At 33.8% G+C, this 17480-nt stretch carries 17 protein-coding genes; 12 read left to right on the forward strand and 5 right to left on the reverse strand.

Annotation, left to right across the window (positions count from 1 at the left end; translation table 11 throughout):
* Nucleotides 1-252: 252 nt before the first annotated feature.
* Nucleotides 253-1047 (forward strand): THC0290_0291 family protein, encoded by a 795-nt coding sequence (locus LNP81_RS03895; RefSeq protein ID WP_230033600.1) that lies wholly within the window; start codon nt 253-255, stop codon nt 1045-1047.
* An 84-nt stretch (nt 1048-1131) separates the two neighbouring features.
* Here the strand turns inward: LNP81_RS03895 and LNP81_RS03900 are convergent, their stop codons facing one another.
* The gene (locus LNP81_RS03900; protein WP_230033601.1) at nt 1132-2274 is read right to left on the reverse strand and encodes a cystathionine gamma-synthase; all 1143 of its coding nucleotides are present in this window, start codon (nt 2272-2274) and stop codon (nt 1132-1134) included.
* 105 nt (nt 2275-2379) lie between these two features.
* On the opposite strand from LNP81_RS03900, the gene LNP81_RS03905 reads away from it, so the two are divergent.
* The 3 genes from LNP81_RS03905 (at nt 2380) to LNP81_RS03915 (ending at nt 4013) form a co-directional block, all read left to right on the forward strand.
* Nucleotides 2380-3123 carry a DUF3298 and DUF4163 domain-containing protein gene (locus tag LNP81_RS03905; RefSeq protein WP_230033602.1) on the forward strand — a complete coding sequence of 248 codons (744 nt, stop codon included), beginning with the start codon at nt 2380-2382 and terminating at the stop codon, nt 3121-3123.
* A 94-nt stretch (nt 3124-3217) separates the two neighbouring features.
* A complete protein-coding gene (locus LNP81_RS03910) occupies nt 3218-3694 on the forward strand; it encodes a DUF6932 family protein (protein WP_230033603.1) in 477 nt (158 codons plus the stop codon).
* Nucleotides 3695-3704: 10 nt separating this feature from the next.
* Nucleotides 3705-4013, forward strand: coding sequence for a hypothetical protein (locus LNP81_RS03915; RefSeq protein ID WP_230033604.1), 309 nt, complete (start codon nt 3705-3707; stop codon nt 4011-4013).
* Between the two features lie 136 nt (nt 4014-4149).
* Here LNP81_RS03915 and LNP81_RS03920 read toward each other — a convergent pair whose 3' ends face one another.
* The 4 genes from LNP81_RS03920 to LNP81_RS03935 form a co-directional block, all read right to left on the reverse strand.
* Nucleotides 4150-5301 carry an ATP-binding protein gene (locus tag LNP81_RS03920; RefSeq protein WP_230033605.1) on the reverse strand — a complete coding sequence of 384 codons (1152 nt, stop codon included), beginning with the start codon at nt 5299-5301 and terminating at the stop codon, nt 4150-4152.
* A gap of 115 nt (nt 5302-5416) precedes the next feature.
* The gene (locus LNP81_RS03925; RefSeq protein WP_230033607.1) at nt 5417-6169 is read right to left on the reverse strand and encodes an SDR family NAD(P)-dependent oxidoreductase; all 753 of its coding nucleotides are present in this window, start codon (nt 6167-6169) and stop codon (nt 5417-5419) included.
* 92 nt (nt 6170-6261) lie between these two features.
* Nucleotides 6262-6768, reverse strand: a complete 507-nt coding sequence (locus LNP81_RS03930; protein WP_230033609.1) for a GNAT family N-acetyltransferase — start codon at nt 6766-6768, stop codon at nt 6262-6264.
* 15 nt (nt 6769-6783) lie between these two features.
* Nucleotides 6784-7656 carry an aldo/keto reductase gene (locus LNP81_RS03935; protein WP_230033610.1) on the reverse strand — a complete coding sequence of 291 codons (873 nt, stop codon included), beginning with the start codon at nt 7654-7656 and terminating at the stop codon, nt 6784-6786.
* 212 nt (nt 7657-7868) lie between these two features.
* On the opposite strand from LNP81_RS03935, the gene LNP81_RS03940 reads away from it, so the two are divergent.
* The 8 genes from LNP81_RS03940 (at nt 7869) to LNP81_RS03975 (ending at nt 17420) form a co-directional block, all read left to right on the forward strand.
* Nucleotides 7869-8873 carry an AAA family ATPase gene (locus tag LNP81_RS03940; RefSeq protein WP_059116622.1) on the forward strand — a complete coding sequence of 335 codons (1005 nt, stop codon included), beginning with the start codon at nt 7869-7871 and terminating at the stop codon, nt 8871-8873.
* 95 nt (nt 8874-8968) lie between these two features.
* The gene (locus tag LNP81_RS03945) at nt 8969-9832 is read left to right on the forward strand and encodes a DUF58 domain-containing protein (RefSeq protein ID WP_230033612.1); all 864 of its coding nucleotides are present in this window, start codon (nt 8969-8971) and stop codon (nt 9830-9832) included.
* Between the two features lie 187 nt (nt 9833-10019).
* Nucleotides 10020-11654 carry a hypothetical protein gene (locus tag LNP81_RS03950; RefSeq protein ID WP_230033614.1) on the forward strand — a complete coding sequence of 545 codons (1635 nt, stop codon included), beginning with the start codon at nt 10020-10022 and terminating at the stop codon, nt 11652-11654.
* Entirely contained in the window at nt 11654-12655 is a 1002-nt protein-coding gene (locus LNP81_RS03955) for a vWA domain-containing protein (protein ID WP_065448716.1), read from the forward strand. The genes LNP81_RS03950 and LNP81_RS03955 overlap by 1 nt, the downstream gene beginning before the upstream one ends.
* Nucleotides 12656-12733: 78 nt before the next feature.
* Entirely contained in the window at nt 12734-13768 is a 1035-nt protein-coding gene (locus tag LNP81_RS03960) for a vWA domain-containing protein (RefSeq protein ID WP_230033616.1), read from the forward strand.
* Between the two features lie 132 nt (nt 13769-13900).
* Complete coding sequence (locus LNP81_RS03965; RefSeq protein ID WP_230033617.1) at nt 13901-14671, forward strand: tetratricopeptide repeat protein; 771 nt, start codon at nt 13901-13903, stop codon at nt 14669-14671.
* A gap of 100 nt (nt 14672-14771) precedes the next feature.
* Nucleotides 14772-16535, forward strand: coding sequence for a BatD family protein (locus tag LNP81_RS03970; protein WP_230033618.1), 1764 nt, complete (start codon nt 14772-14774; stop codon nt 16533-16535).
* A 138-nt stretch (nt 16536-16673) separates the two neighbouring features.
* Nucleotides 16674-17420: a tetratricopeptide repeat protein gene (locus tag LNP81_RS03975; RefSeq protein WP_230033619.1), complete on the forward strand. Its 747-nt coding sequence runs from the start codon at nt 16674-16676 to the stop codon at nt 17418-17420.
* Nucleotides 17421-17480: the final 60 nt, after the last annotated feature.

A 17480-nucleotide genomic window follows, 5' to 3' on the forward strand; every position in this document is an offset into this window, starting at 1 on the left:
CGTTTTCGTAATGACGCGCAAAGATAATGCAAAACGATCATGGTTTGTTAATATTTTTCGTTTTTGGAGCAAAATTGTGTTATTTCTAAACAATACTAAAAATACGATTTTACACTGTTGATTTTGCATGAAATTACAGCACTTAAAGTTAGACATTTAAGTGTTTTGTTACTAAATTTTTAATACAGGTATTTTATATTTTGATTCGACAGGGTTTTTTATATATTTGCCAAGATTTGAAAGCCCAAAAACATGCTCAAACCTATAATAATCACGCTATTCGCCTTTTTCGGAATACCATCAATAGCAAATGCACAATCTAGTCTCGCCCAAGAAGTAGGAATAATATTCGGACCTTCTACGTTTCAATCTGATTTTGGCCAAAGAAATAACTTTGACACTAATGTTGGAAACACAGGATTCGGGATAGGAATTGTTCACTTTATAAACTTTTCTGCCAATAACAATAGGGAGAGTTTTTTTACAGAACATTTTAAAGTAAGATCTGAACTTTCTTTTAATCAAACCAAGCTGGAACATTTTGGCGAATGGGTTGATATCGAAAAAAAGAAAAATCTTGTACAACATCTTAGAGGAATGCATGGCACCTCGACTTTAGTAAATCTTGGAGCTCAATTAGAATTTTCTCCTTTTATGAAAATTCATGATTTCGAAAATACAATTGGTAGTTTTAGCCCGTATATAAGTTTAGGTTTCCAGGTGAGTTATTACAGAACCAAAGTTGAGTCAAGACTTGGCACATTAGGACTTCCATTAACCACCTATCCAAAATACCTAACACCTTCTGACGGACGTCAGTTTGGTTTTTCTAACGAAAATGGTTTAGTTGTATCAGGAACAGCAGGTGCTGGTGTACACTACAAACTAACCACAATGAGCGATTTAATGTTTGAAATTCGTTATCAGGGTTACGCTTCTGATTGGGTTGATGGTTTAAATCCAAATAAAGATATTTATAAAGAAAACAAATCAAACGATTCACAAGTTTGGTTCAACGCAGGATATATTTACTATCTAGAATTTTAAAGAAATCCCAACATAAAAAAAATCCCAAATTCCAAGATTATTACAATTGGAATTTGGGATTTTTTATTTTAGAATTTTATTCTGTTATGCCAAAGCTTGCTCAATATCTGCGATTAAATCTTCGGCATCTTCAATACCCACACTCAATCGAACCAAATTATCGGTAATACCAACTTCGGCTCTTTTATCTGCCGGAATCGAAGCGTGCGTCATCAAAGCCGGATGATTGGCCAATGATTCTACTCCGCCTAAAGATTCTGCCAGAGTAAAAACTTTAAGTTTCTCTAAAAACGCAATAGAATCTTCTTTTTTACCTGATTTAAAAGTAAACGAAACCATTCCGCCAAAAGCTTTCATTTGCTTTTTTGCAATTTCATGAAATGGGTGACTTTTTAATCCCGGATAATAAACAGTATTTATTTTAGGATGATTGCTTAAATACTCTACCACTTTTTCTCCGTTTTCGCAATGCCTTTGCACGCGTAACGAAAGTGTTTTGATTCCTCTTAAAACCAAAAAACTATCCATTGGTCCAAGAGTTGCTCCGGTTGCAAATTGCTGAAAATGCAATTGTTCTCCTAAAGCTTCGTCTTTTACAATCAAAGCTCCGGCAATAACATCAGAGTGTCCGCCTAAATATTTTGTAGCCGAATGCATTACAATATCAGCTCCTAAATCAAGAGGCTTTTGCAAATATGGTGTTGCAAAAGTATTATCAACAGCAAATAAAATATTATTGGCTTTGGTGATTTTGGCAACTTCAGCAATGTCAGCCAATTTCATTAACGGATTTGTTGGTGTTTCAACCCAAATCAGTTTGGTATTTTCGTTGATTAATGATTTCAATTTCTCGATATCTGTCATATCAACAAAGTGAAATTTAATTCCTGAATCTTTATAAATTCGAGAGAACATTCTATACGTTCCTCCGTATAAATCATCCATTGCAATGATTTCATCACCCGCTTTAAACGATCTTAAAACACAATCTGTTGCAGCCAAACCAGATGAAAATGCCAATCCGCGAGCACCATTTTCAATACTTGCCAAAGCATTCTCTAAAGCGGTACGTGTTGGGTTCGACGCCCTGCTATATTCATAATCCGCCAAAGGTTTTCCCGGGCTAGTTTGTATAAAAGTTGAAGTTTGATACACCGGAGGCATAACAGCTCCTGTACTTGGATCATGATGCTGACCACCATGTATTACTTTTGTATTGAATTTCATATAGTTACAAATTTTAGATGCTTAAACGTGGTACAAATTTACCGTTAAATTTATTTTAATCCTGACACAACTTCTTACCTTTGTATATAATTAACACTTTTTGACATGAAACATTACACTTTTTTAGCCTTTTTGTTCCTGACACTTGCAAGTTGCAACAAAGAGCTTTCATTTGAAAATGAGACATTTGAAAAAGAATCTACTATTCCCTGCAAAAAAGATTGTCCAAAAATTACGATTGACGTGCCTATTGCTAAAAACATCCCTATTGTCGTGGACAGCATTAACAAAAAAGTTTTTTTGGTCGTAAAAGAGATTGTTTATTTTGAGGAAGATCCTTCAAAAGCGAATGATTACAAATCTTTGGCCGCCTCTTTTATTACTTCGTATGAAGAAATGCATAAAAAATTCCCCACCGAAACTTTTGGCTGGGAAGGAAAAATAAAAGGTAATGTTGAGTTTGAGTCTGATCAGATTATTAATATCAAAATCGATCACTATACTTTTACCGGCGGAGCTCACGGTTATCAGGGTTTTCGATCGTTATTATTTCATCCTAAAACTGGAAAAACCATTTTTACCGATGAAATATTCAAAAACGAAAAAGAGTTTAAGGCTTTCGCCGAAAAAGAATTTAGGGCTAAATATAAAATTCCTGCAAAAGCAAACATTAACGCAACAGGTTTAATGTTCGAAAATGACAAATTTCAGTTGCCGCAAAATATCTTTTATACTAATGGTGGGTTGCTTTTATATTATAACTCCTATGAAGCCGCTTCGTATGCAGATGGACCAAAAGAACTTTTGTTTCCGTATGAAAAAGTGCGTAAATATTTGAAATATCAATAATCATTTCTAAATGCGACTCTTAAAAATGTCAAATTAAAAAATAAACCTTTTCTTACTTTTAGTATATTTGGTCTTTATTTTAATTTTTTCGTATATGTTAACCTTTAAACATTCAGGGCTATTAGTTCCGGATAACAAAATAACTTCAACAGTTCAAGAATTAGAAAACGAGTTCGTTATAAAAATTCCTTCTATAAAAAGAAAGGAAATTTTTGAAGCTTATGTTAAATATAACGAGGATTTCAAAAAAGTATGTAATTTAGACCAGCTACATCAATGGATTAACGGATCTTATGTAACGAAAAAGAATAATCCGGGAGATATTGATTTAATTACTTTTTTAGATTACAATATTGTTTCTCAATTAGGATCAAATTTAGATAATTTTAAATATCCGAATTCTGAAATTATTTATGGTGTTGACGCTTATATTATTGAAGTTTATCCTGAAAATCATATTAATAATTTTAGATATATAAGTGATAAAGCATATTGGCTGGATCGATTTACAAAAACAAGAAGAATTAGAGGAAATAGGTTATCAAAAGGCTTTTTGGAAATAAAATTTTAATTTACAACAAATGAAAGATAACAAGTTATATCATATTTTAGACTTGATAGAAGAAATAGATAAAGTTGACAAAATGATTATCCTACATAAAGATTCGGATTCTGATTTAATGTCAAACCAGTATAAAAATCAAAAATTAAAACTAAGTAATTATTTGGTTAAAGAACTTTTGACCAACAGCGACAACAGAACAGAAGTCATGTACATCATTAAACTTTTTATAGAGAAATTCTATAATAACGAAATGAATCATCTACAATTTGAGGAGAATGATAACCTAAAAAAGATTGAAGACGTGTTTATTGAAAATTACGCCTAATAAATTTACAGCTAAAGCTGGAGGCTATTCAAAAAACTATAAAGTCTCAGGTTAGACGCACTGCAGTGCTTCTCTACAGAAAATCTTTGTCATTTTTTTAAATCTTAGTATCTCAGTCCCTTAGCAACTTAGAACCTTACTTACTCCCTTCCTGAAAATCGTATTTCATCTTCCTTAAAATCCTTAAAGCTTCTTTAAACGATAAATAAATATTTCCGAATGGTTTCAATAGCAATTTGGCATCAATAAGTTTTTGTTTCGCATCATCAAAACCATTCAGATAACAAATCATAAAAGTCGACGGAAGATTTTCGAGATCTTTTACTTCACGATCTGACAAAGCAATTCCTTTTTGCAGTTTTTGAAGCAATGCCATATTCGCATTATAAATATGATACAGCATTTTTCTATTGAATTCCGGAGGTTGAAAAAGCATTTCGCGGTCGATTTTATAATAACCGTTATCAAAAAAATGAATCGTTTGTTTTTCCAGAGGATAATAACTCGTTTTGTCATTTAAGCCCAACGGAACATATTCGGTTATGGTAAAACTATCGTCATCAAAAACAATCGTAACCACATCCTGCGCCGAATAAAAAAGTTTGATTTGTTCGTTGATCAATTCGATATCAACGCGGGATAAGAAAGTTTTATCGCGAGTTTTATGCGGAACTCCTGCCCAGCAAATCACAAACAATTCTTTAAAAACATGGTATTTAGGCGACATGTCTTTGTGCCTGAAATTCATAAAATCAAAAACACCATCAAGTGTATATTGTATACTATTTCGGGAGCTATTTTCGATTCCGATTACCGTTTCGGTATTTTGATAATTCTTTTCTATTTCCCCTTCAACCGGAACCGAATTACTGCCGCGCCGAATAAAAACACTATTAGCCGGAGTTGTATGAATTCCTTTTTTGAAATAAGATGTTTTACTTTTGGGTTTAATCGTAACCAATCCTACTACTTTATCTTTTGGAAGATTCGGAAATGGTACATTTTCATATTGAATTTTTGGAGGGTTTTCCAGAAAGGCATTTACAAGATTCTGAATTCGGCTATCATCAAAAAAGTCATCGCCTACAATTTCGTTATCCTGATCTTCTACACCAACCACGATATAAGAATTATTGGTTGGGTTTGAATTCGACAAAGCACAAATATGCTTCAGGAATTTTCCTTTTCCTTCACGAGAATGCAAATTCAATTGCCTTTTTTTATCATAAAAACTGCTCTCGTCATTATGGGCGAGTAGATTTTTTATTAAAAGGCGTTTGTTGATCATTTTTTTAGACTTCTTAGATTGTTAGAATTTTAGACTTCTTCGACTATCGAACTTTTTAATCTTTAACTTCTTAGATTAATTGGATTACATAAACTTCAAATCTAAGAAGTCTAAGTTAGTCCCTTTTGACTATTGTAGATGATGCCTGAGCGGTACTCATCACCACCAAATCGGCAATATTTACATGATAGGGTCTTGAAACCACAAAATGAATAATATGTGCAATATCTTCTGCCTGCAACGGATCGAAACCTTTGTAAACATTCGAAGCTCTTTCGACATCGCCTTTAAAACGCACTTTACTAAATTCTGTCGCTACCATTCCCGGGTGAATTGCTCCTACTCTAATACTAAACGGATTCAAATCTATTCGCATTCCGGCAGTAATGGCATCAACAGCATGTTTTGTTCCACAATATACGTTGCCATTTGGATACACTTCTTTGGCAGCTGTTGAACCAATATTAATAATATGTCCGGAATTTTTGGCTGTCATTTTCGGAATCACTGCTTTCGAAACATACAAAAGTCCTTTTACATTAATATCGATCATGGCATCCCAATCGTCTAATTCTCCGGTTTGAATTGGGTCTAAACCATGTGCATTTCCGGCATTATTGATCAAAACATCAATATCTGAGAATGCTTCCGGCAAAGAACCAATACTTTCCAGAACATCATTTTTATCTCTGACATCAAAAGACAAAGAATGTACTTCGGTAAAAGCCGAAAGTTCTTTTTCAAGTTCGGCCAAACGATCTTTACGTCTTCCGCAAAGCACCACTTTGTAGTTATTTTTTGCCATGATTTGAGCGGTTGCTTTACCAATTCCGCTTGTGGCTCCAGTAATTAAAACTGTTTTTTTCATTCTACTATTTTTATTTTTAAAGTTTTTTGCCACAGATTAAAATGATGTATAATCTGTGAGAATCTTTCAATCTGTGGCAAAAAAAAAATTTTTCAATCTTTTCTGATCCAATTGTCTAAATCCAACTTCATATTTAGAGCCGTCCAGGTTTCATCATCCATTTCTCTAACAAACTTTTTATCAGGATTAATGACAAAACCAATCTTTTCGTAGCATTTGATGGCACCAACATTAAAATCAAAAACATTTAGCTCAACATTTCTCTGCTTACTATTTTCAAGAATAAATTCCAGAAGCAAAGTCACTATTTGTTTTCCAATTCCTTTTCCTCTAATGGTTTGATCCATAATCAAAATCCTTCCCAGATTTGCAAAGTTGTCTTTAAAACAAATTTCACAATGCCCGATAGTCGAACCATTAGAAATAGTTACAACCCTAAAAGCAATCCTGTTTTTATCCGAAAGTGATTTTTCTATCTGTTTTTCGGTTAAAGGAAAAGTAAATTCCGGTCCTGCAAATTGCATCAACTCGCGAGCATCTTTTATACTATCAATTAATTGCGGATAAAACGCTGCATCGAATTTTTCTAATCGTATCATTATATGATCAAAGGTTTAAGCAACTTCTTCCCCTCTGCTTTCTGTCCAGATGGCAAACCAGTCTTCTTTGTCCATTTCTAATTCAACAGCTTTCATCAGTGATTGAATTCTGGCAATATTTACTGTTCCTGCAATTGGAATAACCGCTGACGGATGTTTTAAAATCCAGGCCAATAAAAGTGTGTCTGACCCAAAACCGTATTTCTGAACTAAATCAGCAAGCAGTTTTTTCAAACGACGTGTTTTTTTAGTGTCTTCTCTAAAAACAGTCCCAAGCGGATTCCATGACAACGGACGGATTCCGTGTGTTTGCATGTAATCAAAGCTTCCGTCAACCATTGGTTCAAAATTCGTTGCCGAAAATTGTACCTGATTGTAACTTACTTCGGTTTTCTGACGAATCAATTCGGTTTGAGAACTTGTAAAATTTGAAAGTCCAAAATCAATAATTTTCCCTTCTGCTTTCAATTTTTCAACCGCTTCTGCAATTTCATCGGCTTGCATTAATGGACTTGGTCTGTGCAATAAAAAAACATCAACATAATCTGTTTTCAGTTTTTTTAATGATTCTTCAACTGACCAAACAATATAATCCTTGGAGTAATCATAATGTTTGATTTTGTTTGGGCGGCTTTCGGCGATCATCTGAATTCCGCATTTGGTAATTAATTGTAATTTCTCTCTCGAGATTTTGCTGTTGTGAAATGCTTTTCCAAAATCAGCTTCTGTGGTATACGATCCGTAAATATCTGCGTGATCAAAAGTTGTAATTTTGTTTTCGATACAAAGTTGTATCAGGTTTTCCATTTCTTTAGTTGTAAGGTTTTTATCCCAAACTCCCCAATTCATAGTGCCCGAAATTATGGGCGATAATGCTGTTTTACTCATGGTTTCATTGCGTTATTTTTGGTAATAAATATGCTTTTCTGAAGCATAATCACCAAAGTTCTTAAAAATATAAAAATAGATTCACAATTAGTCCTTAAAATTAGGTCGTTGGTCGAAGTTTTAACCATTCTTTAACATCTTACTTCTCAAAAAATATTCAATTTGCACTCTCAAAAGCTACGCATAGAAATCAAGGTTTTAAAAATATTTATATGGAAGAAAATACAACGACTTTAGACATTAGAGCGATAAATGAAAAAATTGAAAGAGAAAGTGCTTTTATAGACCTTCTTACAATGGAAATGAACAAAGTTATTGTGGGCCAGAAACATATGGTCGAGCGTTTACTAATTGGACTTTTGGGACAAGGGCATATTTTGCTTGAAGGTGTTCCCGGATTAGCAAAAACTTTAGCCATAAATACTTTGTCTCAAGCAGTACAAGGTTCATTCAGTCGTATTCAGTTTACACCTGACTTATTACCTGCCGATGTCGTTGGAACGATGATTTACAACATCAAAGCAAACGAGTTTTCTATCAAAAAAGGGCCAATCTTCGCAAATTTCGTCCTTGCCGATGAGATTAACCGTGCTCCGGCAAAGGTTCAGTCGGCACTTTTGGAGGCGATGCAGGAAAAACAAGTTACTATTGGCGACACAACTTTTAAACTAGATCGTCCGTTTTTAGTATTGGCAACACAAAACCCGGTAGAGCAAGAAGGAACATACCAACTTCCGGAAGCACAAGTCGATCGTTTTATGCTAAAAACTGTAATTGACTATCCAAAAATTGACGAAGAGCGTTTTGTAATTCGTCAAAACTTAAAAGGAACTTACGAAAAAGTAAATGCTGTAGTTTCTGTAGAACAAATTTTGCGCGCGCAAGAAGCGGTTCGTGAAGTTTACATGGATGAAAAAATCGAAAAATATATTTTAGATATCATATTTGCTACTCGTTATCCAGAGAAGTACAAATTGGCCGACTTAAAACCTCTTATTAGTTTTGGAGCATCACCACGTGGAAGTATCAATTTAGCTGTTGCAGCAAAATGTTACGCTTTTATCAAACGTCGTGGTTATGTAATTCCAGAAGATGTTCGTGCAGTTGTACATGATGTTTTACGTCACAGAGTTGGGATAACATATGAGGCTGAAGCCGAAAACATTACTTCTGTAGACATTATCAACAAAATCGTAAACGAGATTGAAGTACCTTAAAAAATTTTAGATTTTAGATTGCTGATTTTAGATTTAAAATCAGCAGTCTAAGCTCCAATCTAAAATCAAAAATCTACAATCTACAATCCAAAAAAATGGATACAAAAGAGCTTTTAAAAAAAGTACGGAAAATAGAAATCAAAACCAAAAGACTGAGCAATCATATCTTTTCGGGAGAATACCACTCTTCATTTAAAGGAAGAGGGATGACTTTTAGTGAAGTACGTCAATACCAATATGGCGATGACATTCGTAACATCGATTGGAATGTAACTGCACGCTATAACGAAGCCCACGTAAAAGTTTTTGAAGAAGAACGCGAATTGACCATGGTTTTAATGGTTGACATCTCAGGTTCAGAGGGTTTTGGTTCTAAAAGTCAATTCAAAAAAGACATCGTCACCGAAATTGCGGCAACGATGGCTTTTTCGGCTACACAAAATAATGACAAAATTGGTTTAATATTATTTTCTGATAATGTAGAATTGTATATTCCGCCAAAAAAAGGTCGTTCCCACGTTTTAAGAATCATTCGTGAACTGATCGAATTCGAACCAAAAAGCCTAAAAACAGATGTTGGAGCTGCTTTAAAATTTTTATCAGGAACTCAGAAGAAGAAAGCGATTGTTTTCGTGATTTCTGATTTTATGTCTGAAAATTATGAGCAGACTTTGAAGATTGCGTCTAAAAAACACGATATTACCGGTGTTAGGGTTTACGATATACGTGAAGAAAAAATTCCGAATTTAGGAATGGTATCAATGCTTGATGCCGAAACGGGAACAATTCAATTGGTAGATACAGGTTCAAAAACAGTGCGAATGAATTACGAAAAACACTATCAGGAAAGAGTTAATTATTTCAAAGATATTTTTAGTAAATCCGGAGCTGGAGTTGTAAACACAAGAGTTGATGAAAACTATGTTACCAAATTACTGGGCTATTTCAAGTCAAGATAAGTTTATTTTAGAGTGCAGTCCCGATAGCTATCGGGATAGATTTTAGATTTTTTCTAAAGATTTATAAATTATTGATTTCTGCTTAACATTATATAAATAAAAAATCCGCTTAAATCTGTGCCATTCGCGTCATCCGTGTGCCATATTTAAACATTCGTTTTAGACTAAAATCTGAAAACAAAATCAAATGAAATTAAAGTTTTACATATTTTTATTTTTACTTTCCTCATCTATTTTTGCCCAGCAAAAACAAGTAGAGACAAGCATTGATACTACAAAAAATAAAATTGGGGCCGAATTTAAGCTAACACTTAAAACGGTTGTGAGCTCAAAGTCGAAAGTTGTTTTCCCTAAACTAAAAACCATTGGACAACTTGAAGTAATTCAGTCGTATCCAATTGACACGGTTAAGAAAAATGACACTTACGAATTAATCAAAAAATATGGCTTAACGCAATTTGATTCCGGGAAATATACTATTCCGAGTATTAAAATTTTAATTGATAAAAAACCTTTCTTAACAGATTCAATCCGTGTTGAAGTTGCCAGTGTAAAAGTGGATACTTTACAGCAAAAAATGTACGACATCAAAGACATTACAGCTGTTGATAACGGAATTGGTGATTGGTGGAAATATGTTTTAGGTTTAATAATCATTCTTGGAATTGGAGCTTTTGTTTATTGGTTTGTTAAAAAACGTCAACAGAAAAAAATCGAAGAAGAAGTTTATAAAACTCCTATCGAAAAAGCGACAAGTTTATTAAACAACCTGGAACAAAAAGAACTGGTTCAAAAAGGAGAAATTAAAGAATACTATAGTGAATTAACAGATATTGCCCGTAATTACATCGAAGAAGCAATTCATATTCCGGCAATGGAAAGTACTACTTCTGAATTGATTCAGGCGATCAGAACGGCATCGACTAAAAAGAAGATGACCTTAACTCCTGAAACTGTTGAGAATCTGGAACGTGTTTTACGTCAGGCCGATTTAGTAAAATTTGCTAAATCGAAACCGCTTGATTTTGAAATTACCGATGACAGAAATAAAATTCAGAAAGTAATTTTAACGCTGGACAATGCAATTCCAACAGAAGTTCCTGCCGAAGAAGAAGATCAATTACTGAATGAAGCGCAAAGACAAAAACAAATTAAACAGCAGTTATTAAAAAAACGCAACAAACGTATTGCTATTGCAGTAGGAACTGTTTTGTTTTTATTAATAGCGACTACGGCATTCTTTATTGTGACCAAAGGTTTCAAATTTGTAAAAGATAATTTGATTGGGCATCCAACCAAAGAATTATTAGAAGGTCAATGGGTAAAAAGTGAATACGGAAATCCTGGTGTTTTAATTGAAACTCCAAAGGTTTTAAAACGTATGGATACTCAAAAAGTACTTCCGAAAGAAACTATGGCGTTGATTAAAGAAATGCAACTGTTTTCATACGGAAGCATGATCGACAACTTTTATATTACCGTTTCGACAAGTAAATTCAAAAATCCTGTAGAACTTGATTTAGCAAAAACTTTAGAAGGTACTTTGAAAATAATTGAAGCACAGGGCGGACAAAATATTATTGTAAAACAAGAAGATTTTCAGACCAATGAAGGTGTTCAGGGATTAAAAGGATACGGAACAATGTCGATTTTAAATCCGGTTGATAAAACGAGCACAAAAGCATATTACGAGATTTTATTATTCAAACAAGATCAGGGATTACAACAAATTATGATTTTGCATGAAGAAGGTGACACATACGGAAACGATATTGCAACCCGAATTTTAAATTCTGTTGAACTTAGAAAAGCGAGTAACTAATGAATAAAATAACTTTTTTAAATCCGGAATTTTTTTGGTTGTTTCTATTAATCCCAATTGCGATAGCTTGGTTTTTCTGGAAACGCAACCAGCAATCGGCTACTTTAAAAATGAGTTCGACTCAGGGTTTTAAAAACAGCGAATCGTTATTAACGAAATTAAAACCTGCTTTATACGTTTTTAGAATTTTAGGACTAAGCTCCTTAATTATAGCTTTGGCCAGACCAAGAACGGTTGACATTAGCAGTCAGACTAAAACCACAAAAGGAATTGATATTGTTTTGGCGATTGACGTTTCAGGAAGTATGCTTGCAAAGGATTTAAAGCCAAACCGTATGGAAGCTTTAAAAAGAGTTGCCGCAGATTTTGTTGGCGAAAGACCTAATGACAGAGTTGGATTGGTTTTATACGCTTCTGAAGCTTATACCAAAACACCTGTTACAAGTGATAAAGCTATTATTCTTGAAGCTATTAAAAGCATTAAATACGATACAGTTTTACAAGATGGAACCGGAATTGGTATGGGATTGGCAACTGCCGTAAATCGCCTGAAAGACAGTAAAGCAAAAAGCCGTGTTATTATTTTAATGACAGATGGTGTGAATAATGCCGGTTTTATTGAGCCGGAAACTGCATCAGACATAGCAAAACAATACGGAATAAAAGTATACACTATTGGTATTGGTACCAACGGAATGGCTGAATCTCCTTATGCTTATGCACCAAACGGAGGCTTTTTATATAAAATGCAAAAAGTTGAAATCGACGAACAATTAATGAAAAATATTGCCCGTAAAACCGATGGAACTTATTTTAGAGCAACAAGTAATGATCGATTAGCCGAAATATACAACGCGATTAATAAATTAGAAACAACTGAAATCCAGGAATTAAAATTCTATGATTACGACGAAAAATACAGAGGATTTGTTTTATTAGCTGCCTTTTTATTATTATTAGAAGTTGGTTTAAGAAATACAGTTTACAGAAGCTTTATATAATATTTTAGTCGCGGTCACAGTTTACAGTTTACAGCTGAAACTGCGACTGAAAACTGCGACTGAAAACTAGAACTAAAAATGGAATTAGACGAAAAAAAATATTTATACCTTTTATTATTACTCCCAATTGTGGTGTGTGTTTTCCTTTTCAATATGTATTGGAAAAGAAAAAAACAGCGCGAATTTGGTGATCTCGAAATGGTGAAAAGACTAAGCCCGGAAAGATCTGTTTTTAAACCGGTATTAAAATTATCAGTAATACTTTTGGCGCTTGCCTGTTTAATTATCGGATTAGTAAATCCGAAGATTGGAACTAAAATGGAAACCGTAAAACGCGAAGGTATTGATATCGTTTTTGCTGTCGACGTTTCTAAAAGTATGCTTGCCGAAGATGTCGCACCAAGTCGTTTAGAAAAAAGTAAACAATTGGTTTCGCAAATCATCAATAATTTAGGAAGTGACAGAATTGGAATTGTAGCCTACGCAGGAAGTGCTTTTCCGGTTTTACCTATCACTTCAGATTATAGTGTTGCCAAAATGTTCCTGCAAAGTATGACTCCTGATATGGTTTCATCACAAGGAACTTCGCTTGATGAAGCGATTAGATTATCATCGACTTATTTCGATGAAAAAAGCAAAACCAGTAAATTATTGATTTTGATTTCTGATGGAGAAGACCATTCTGAAGGAGCTTCGGCGGCAGCAGAAGAGGCCAATAAATTGGGAATGAAGATCATAACAATTGGTGTTGGAACAGAAAAAGGAGGCACAATTCCGTTGAAAGAAAATGGCGTAGTCAAAAACTACCAAAAAGATCAAAACGGACAAACTGTTATTACAAAACTAAATCAGGAAGGATTAAAAACCATTGCAAAAGCTACAAAAGGCGGTTATGTATATGGCGGAAGCACTAAAGAAGTTTTAGAATACATCAAAAATGCTTTAAACAACATACAAAAAACTGAATTTGAAGCAACACAAATGGCCGATTTTCAATCGCAATTTCAGTGGTTCATTGGCTTTGCCTTCTTATTATTGTTTGTTGACATTTTCCTTTTAGAAAGAAAAACAAATTGGATAAAAGAGTTGAATTTATTTAACGAAAAGAAATAATAAAGTTAGCCACTAATTACTCGAATTTACACGAATAAAACTATTTAAACTTTATTCGTAAAACTAACGCAAAGAATTAATTAGTGATAATTGATGAAATTCGTGGCAAACTAAAAAACATAAAAAATTAGAATGAAAAATTTACTTCTTTATATTTTACTCACGTTCTCTTTGGCAGTTTCAGCTCAGGAGAAAGATAAGACATTGCCTGATGCCAATGAAGAATATAAGCAGAATAAATTTATTGACGCTGAAGCTAATTACAGAATTTCAGAATCAAAATTTCCAAAACGCGCTACTGCTCCTTATAACTTAGGAAATACTATTTACAAACAAAATCAGGTTTCTGAAGCTAAGTTCGCCTACGCGAAAGCCATAAAGAACGCCAAAACAAGACCTGAAAAACATAAAGCTTACCATAACTTAGGAAATGTTTTCATGAAAGAGAAAGATTATACGCAAGCCGTTGAAGCGTATAAAGAAGCTTTGCGTAACGATCCTACCGATGACGAAACACGTTACAATTATGCCTTAGCCAAACAAAAGCTAAAAGAAAATCCTCCTAAAAACGATAAAAATAAAGACAAGAATAAGGATAAGGACAAAGACAAGGATAAAGATAAAGACAAGGACAAGGATAAAAATAAAGACAAGGATAAGGACAAAGACAAGAAAGACGACAAAGGCGATAAGGACAAGGATAAAAAAGATGGTAAAGATGATCCTAAGAAAGATGACAAGTCTGACAATAAAGGAGAACCAAAACCACAGCCTGGAGGAATTTCTAAAGACCGCGTTCAGAATTTATTAGATGCCGTAAACAACGAAGAAAAGAAAATTCAGGATAAAGTAAACGCTCAAAAAGTAAAAGGAACCCCTAGAAAAACAGAAAAAGACTGGTAAAACTTAGTTGATCTGTTTAATCGTTAATTTGTTTAATTGTAAACCCGATTAAATAAATTAGCGATTAAGCAGTTAATATAAAAACACTGATAAACAATTAATGAAAAGATATTTAATTCTATTACTATTCACTTTTCAAGGGCTTATGGCTCAAGTTCAATTTGAAGCCAGAGTAAGCAAAAACACGCTCGGACTGAACGAAAGATTCCGTATTGACTTCATTATGAATGTTGATGGAGATAACTTTGACCAACCTTCATTTGACGGATTTAGAGTTGTAGGCGGACCAAGTCAGCAGGTAAGTCAGTCTTGGGTAAACGGTAGAAGTTCTTTTCAGAAAATATATTCTTATATTTTACAGCCAAATCAAAAAGGAACATTTTCTATCAAACAAGCTGCTATCGAATATAATGGCCAGATCTACAAAACACAGCCTATAAAAATCGTAGTAACAAATGCAGTTGCACAAGAAAGAGACCCTTATGACAACAGCCGACCACAAGGTCAACAAGGTATTCCTAATGAAACTTTGAATCTTGTAGCCGAAATCTCGAAAACAAGTCCGTACCTGAATGAACCTATTACAGTGGTTTATAAATTATACTTTAACAATATTAATGTTACCGGTTTTAAAGAATTGGCTAAACCTAAGTATAATGATTTCTGGAACCAGAATATAGACATCAAACAATTATCGATTGAAGAAGGAACTTTTCAGGGACAAAGATGCTATTTCGTAATCCTGAAAAAGACCATTTTATATCCTCAAAAATCAGGAAGATTAACTATTGAACCGCTTTCATTAGATATTGGCGTACAATTGCCTACAAATCGTCGTGATATGTACGGTCAGATGATTCTAACAGATGATAATAAAGTAGTTTCGGCCGGAGCCAAAACTATTAATGTACGACCACTTCCGGAAGCAACAAAACCAGAAGGATTTGGTGGTGCTGTAGGTAAATTTAATTTTACTGTTACTCCGTCTAAAACAACACTTAAAAGTGGAGAAAGTCTGGATTTAATCGTAAGCGCTTCAGGAAGCGGAAACATGAAATTGTTTACTTTACCAAAACCTGTTGTTCCTAATGCATTAGAAATGTACGATCCGGTTCATGATGAGCAGGTAACGACTTCACTTTCAGGAATGTCAGGAAAAATTACCGATAAGTATTCTATTGTACCGCAATACAAAGGGAAATATGCGATAAAACCAATGCAGTTTTCTTATTTTGATTTGAATACCGGTTCGTACAAAACAATAACTTCTCCAGAAATTATGGTTGATGTATTAGACGGACCAATGCAGGCAGAAGCAAATGCAACTGCAAACGCGTCTAAAAATGTAATTACGAAAACAGAACAATTCAAATATATCAAACCAAAAACAACATTAGTTGCAATAGCTAAAAACGATTTTTACGGTTCGAATTTGTATTATCTTCTGTTGTTCGCGCCTTTCGTTATCTTACCAATTATTGTTTTGGCTAAGAAACGAAAAGAAGCAATTGACGGTGATGTAACAGGAAACCGAATTAGAATGAACAATAAATTAGCGAAGAAATATTTATCTCAGGCTAAAAAACAACTTAACAATAAAGAGGCATTTTATATTGCGTTAGAAAAAGCGATGCATAATTTCCTAAAAGCGAAATTGCATATTGAAACCTCAGAAATGAGCAAGGCAAATATTCAGGAACTATTATTGTCGAGAAGTGCAAATCCTGAATCGGTGCAGAATTTCATTAATCTGACAGAAAACTGTGAATTTGCCCGTTATGCCCCGGCATCAAGCGCTTCGATCCAGCAGGATTTTGACAAAGCTGTTTTAATCATTTCAGAATTAGAAAAGCAAATTGTTTAACCCGAAATTAATTTTTACCGCAAAGTGCGCTACGAAAAGGTTTTAGATTGAGCTGATTTTAAGGCCGCAAAGTGCATTACGAAGTTTAAAAAACTAACCTTATGGGTTTTAAAATCCATAAGGTTTAAAGAAAATAAAATGAAAAATATAGTATATCTTTTTTTATTAATCAGTCAGGTTTTCTTTGCTCAAAGCAGCTTTGAGAAAGGAAATGCGTTGTACCAAAAAGGACAATACCAGCAAGCTGTTGATGTTTATGAAAGTATTATTAAAGAAGACAAGCAACAATCTGCAGAGTTATATTTTAACTTAGGGAATGCGTATTACAAACTCAACAAAGTAGCGCCTTCGATTTATAATTACGAGAAAGCTCTCGTATTAAAACCTAACGATCCTGAAACATTAAATAATTTAAAATTTGCTAAAAAATTAACTATCGACGAGATCAAGGAAATCCCTAAAGTTGGTTTTGCAAAACTGATTCAAAGCTTTACAGGAATTTTTGATTATAATATGTGGGCAAAGATTTCCATAGGGATTGCGTTTATCTTTTTATTGAGTTTTATTGGGTATTATTTCTCGCAGCTTACGCTTTCGAAAAGACTCTTTTTTATTGGAATGTTTATCTTTCTTGTTGCTTTATTACTAAGTGTTTTTGCCGGAATGTCTGAAAAAAATCATTTTGAAAATGATCGTCCCGCAATTGTTTTTGCAGAGTTAAGCGAAGTTCGCAGCGAACCACAAAAAGCAGGCGCTGCCATTATATTATTGCACGAAGGAGCAAAAGTCTACGTTATCGAAACTGTAGGACAATGGAAAAAAATCGAACTAACAGACGGAGCTGAAGGCTGGATTGACGGCTCGACTATTAGGGAAGTGAAATAACGCTTTTAAAATCTAAAATAAAAAATCCCAAATTCCCAACTTAATAACAATTGGTATTTG

This window comes from Flavobacterium piscisymbiosum, from assembly GCF_020905295.1.
Taxonomy (GTDB): domain Bacteria; phylum Bacteroidota; class Bacteroidia; order Flavobacteriales; family Flavobacteriaceae; genus Flavobacterium; species Flavobacterium piscisymbiosum.

Excerpts from the sequence above, each read along its gene's own strand:
- LNP81_RS03895 (WP_230033600.1), top strand. The coding sequence starts at position 253 with ATGCTCAAACCTATAATAATCACGCTATTCGCCTTTTTCGGAATACCA.
- LNP81_RS03900 (WP_230033601.1), bottom strand. The coding sequence starts at position 2,274 with ATGAAATTCAATACAAAAGTAATACATGGTGGTCAGCATCATGATCCA.
- LNP81_RS03905 (WP_230033602.1), top strand. The coding sequence starts at position 2,380 with ATGAAACATTACACTTTTTTAGCCTTTTTGTTCCTGACACTTGCAAGT.
- LNP81_RS03910 (WP_230033603.1), top strand. The coding sequence starts at position 3,218 with ATGTTAACCTTTAAACATTCAGGGCTATTAGTTCCGGATAACAAAATA.
- LNP81_RS03915 (WP_230033604.1), top strand. The coding sequence starts at position 3,705 with ATGAAAGATAACAAGTTATATCATATTTTAGACTTGATAGAAGAAATA.
- LNP81_RS03920 (WP_230033605.1), bottom strand. The coding sequence starts at position 5,301 with ATGATCAACAAACGCCTTTTAATAAAAAATCTACTCGCCCATAATGAC.
- LNP81_RS03925 (WP_230033607.1), bottom strand. The coding sequence starts at position 6,169 with ATGAAAAAAACAGTTTTAATTACTGGAGCCACAAGCGGAATTGGTAAA.
- LNP81_RS03930 (WP_230033609.1), bottom strand. The coding sequence starts at position 6,768 with ATGATACGATTAGAAAAATTCGATGCAGCGTTTTATCCGCAATTAATT.
- LNP81_RS03935 (WP_230033610.1), bottom strand. The coding sequence starts at position 7,656 with ATGAGTAAAACAGCATTATCGCCCATAATTTCGGGCACTATGAATTGG.
- LNP81_RS03940 (WP_059116622.1), top strand. The coding sequence starts at position 7,869 with ATGGAAGAAAATACAACGACTTTAGACATTAGAGCGATAAATGAAAAA.
- LNP81_RS03945 (WP_230033612.1), top strand. The coding sequence starts at position 8,969 with ATGGATACAAAAGAGCTTTTAAAAAAAGTACGGAAAATAGAAATCAAA.
- LNP81_RS03950 (WP_230033614.1), top strand. The coding sequence starts at position 10,020 with ATGAAATTAAAGTTTTACATATTTTTATTTTTACTTTCCTCATCTATT.
- LNP81_RS03955 (WP_065448716.1), top strand. The coding sequence starts at position 11,654 with ATGAATAAAATAACTTTTTTAAATCCGGAATTTTTTTGGTTGTTTCTA.
- LNP81_RS03960 (WP_230033616.1), top strand. The coding sequence starts at position 12,734 with ATGGAATTAGACGAAAAAAAATATTTATACCTTTTATTATTACTCCCA.
- LNP81_RS03965 (WP_230033617.1), top strand. The coding sequence starts at position 13,901 with ATGAAAAATTTACTTCTTTATATTTTACTCACGTTCTCTTTGGCAGTT.
- LNP81_RS03970 (WP_230033618.1), top strand. The coding sequence starts at position 14,772 with ATGAAAAGATATTTAATTCTATTACTATTCACTTTTCAAGGGCTTATG.
- LNP81_RS03975 (WP_230033619.1), top strand. The coding sequence starts at position 16,674 with ATGAAAAATATAGTATATCTTTTTTTATTAATCAGTCAGGTTTTCTTT.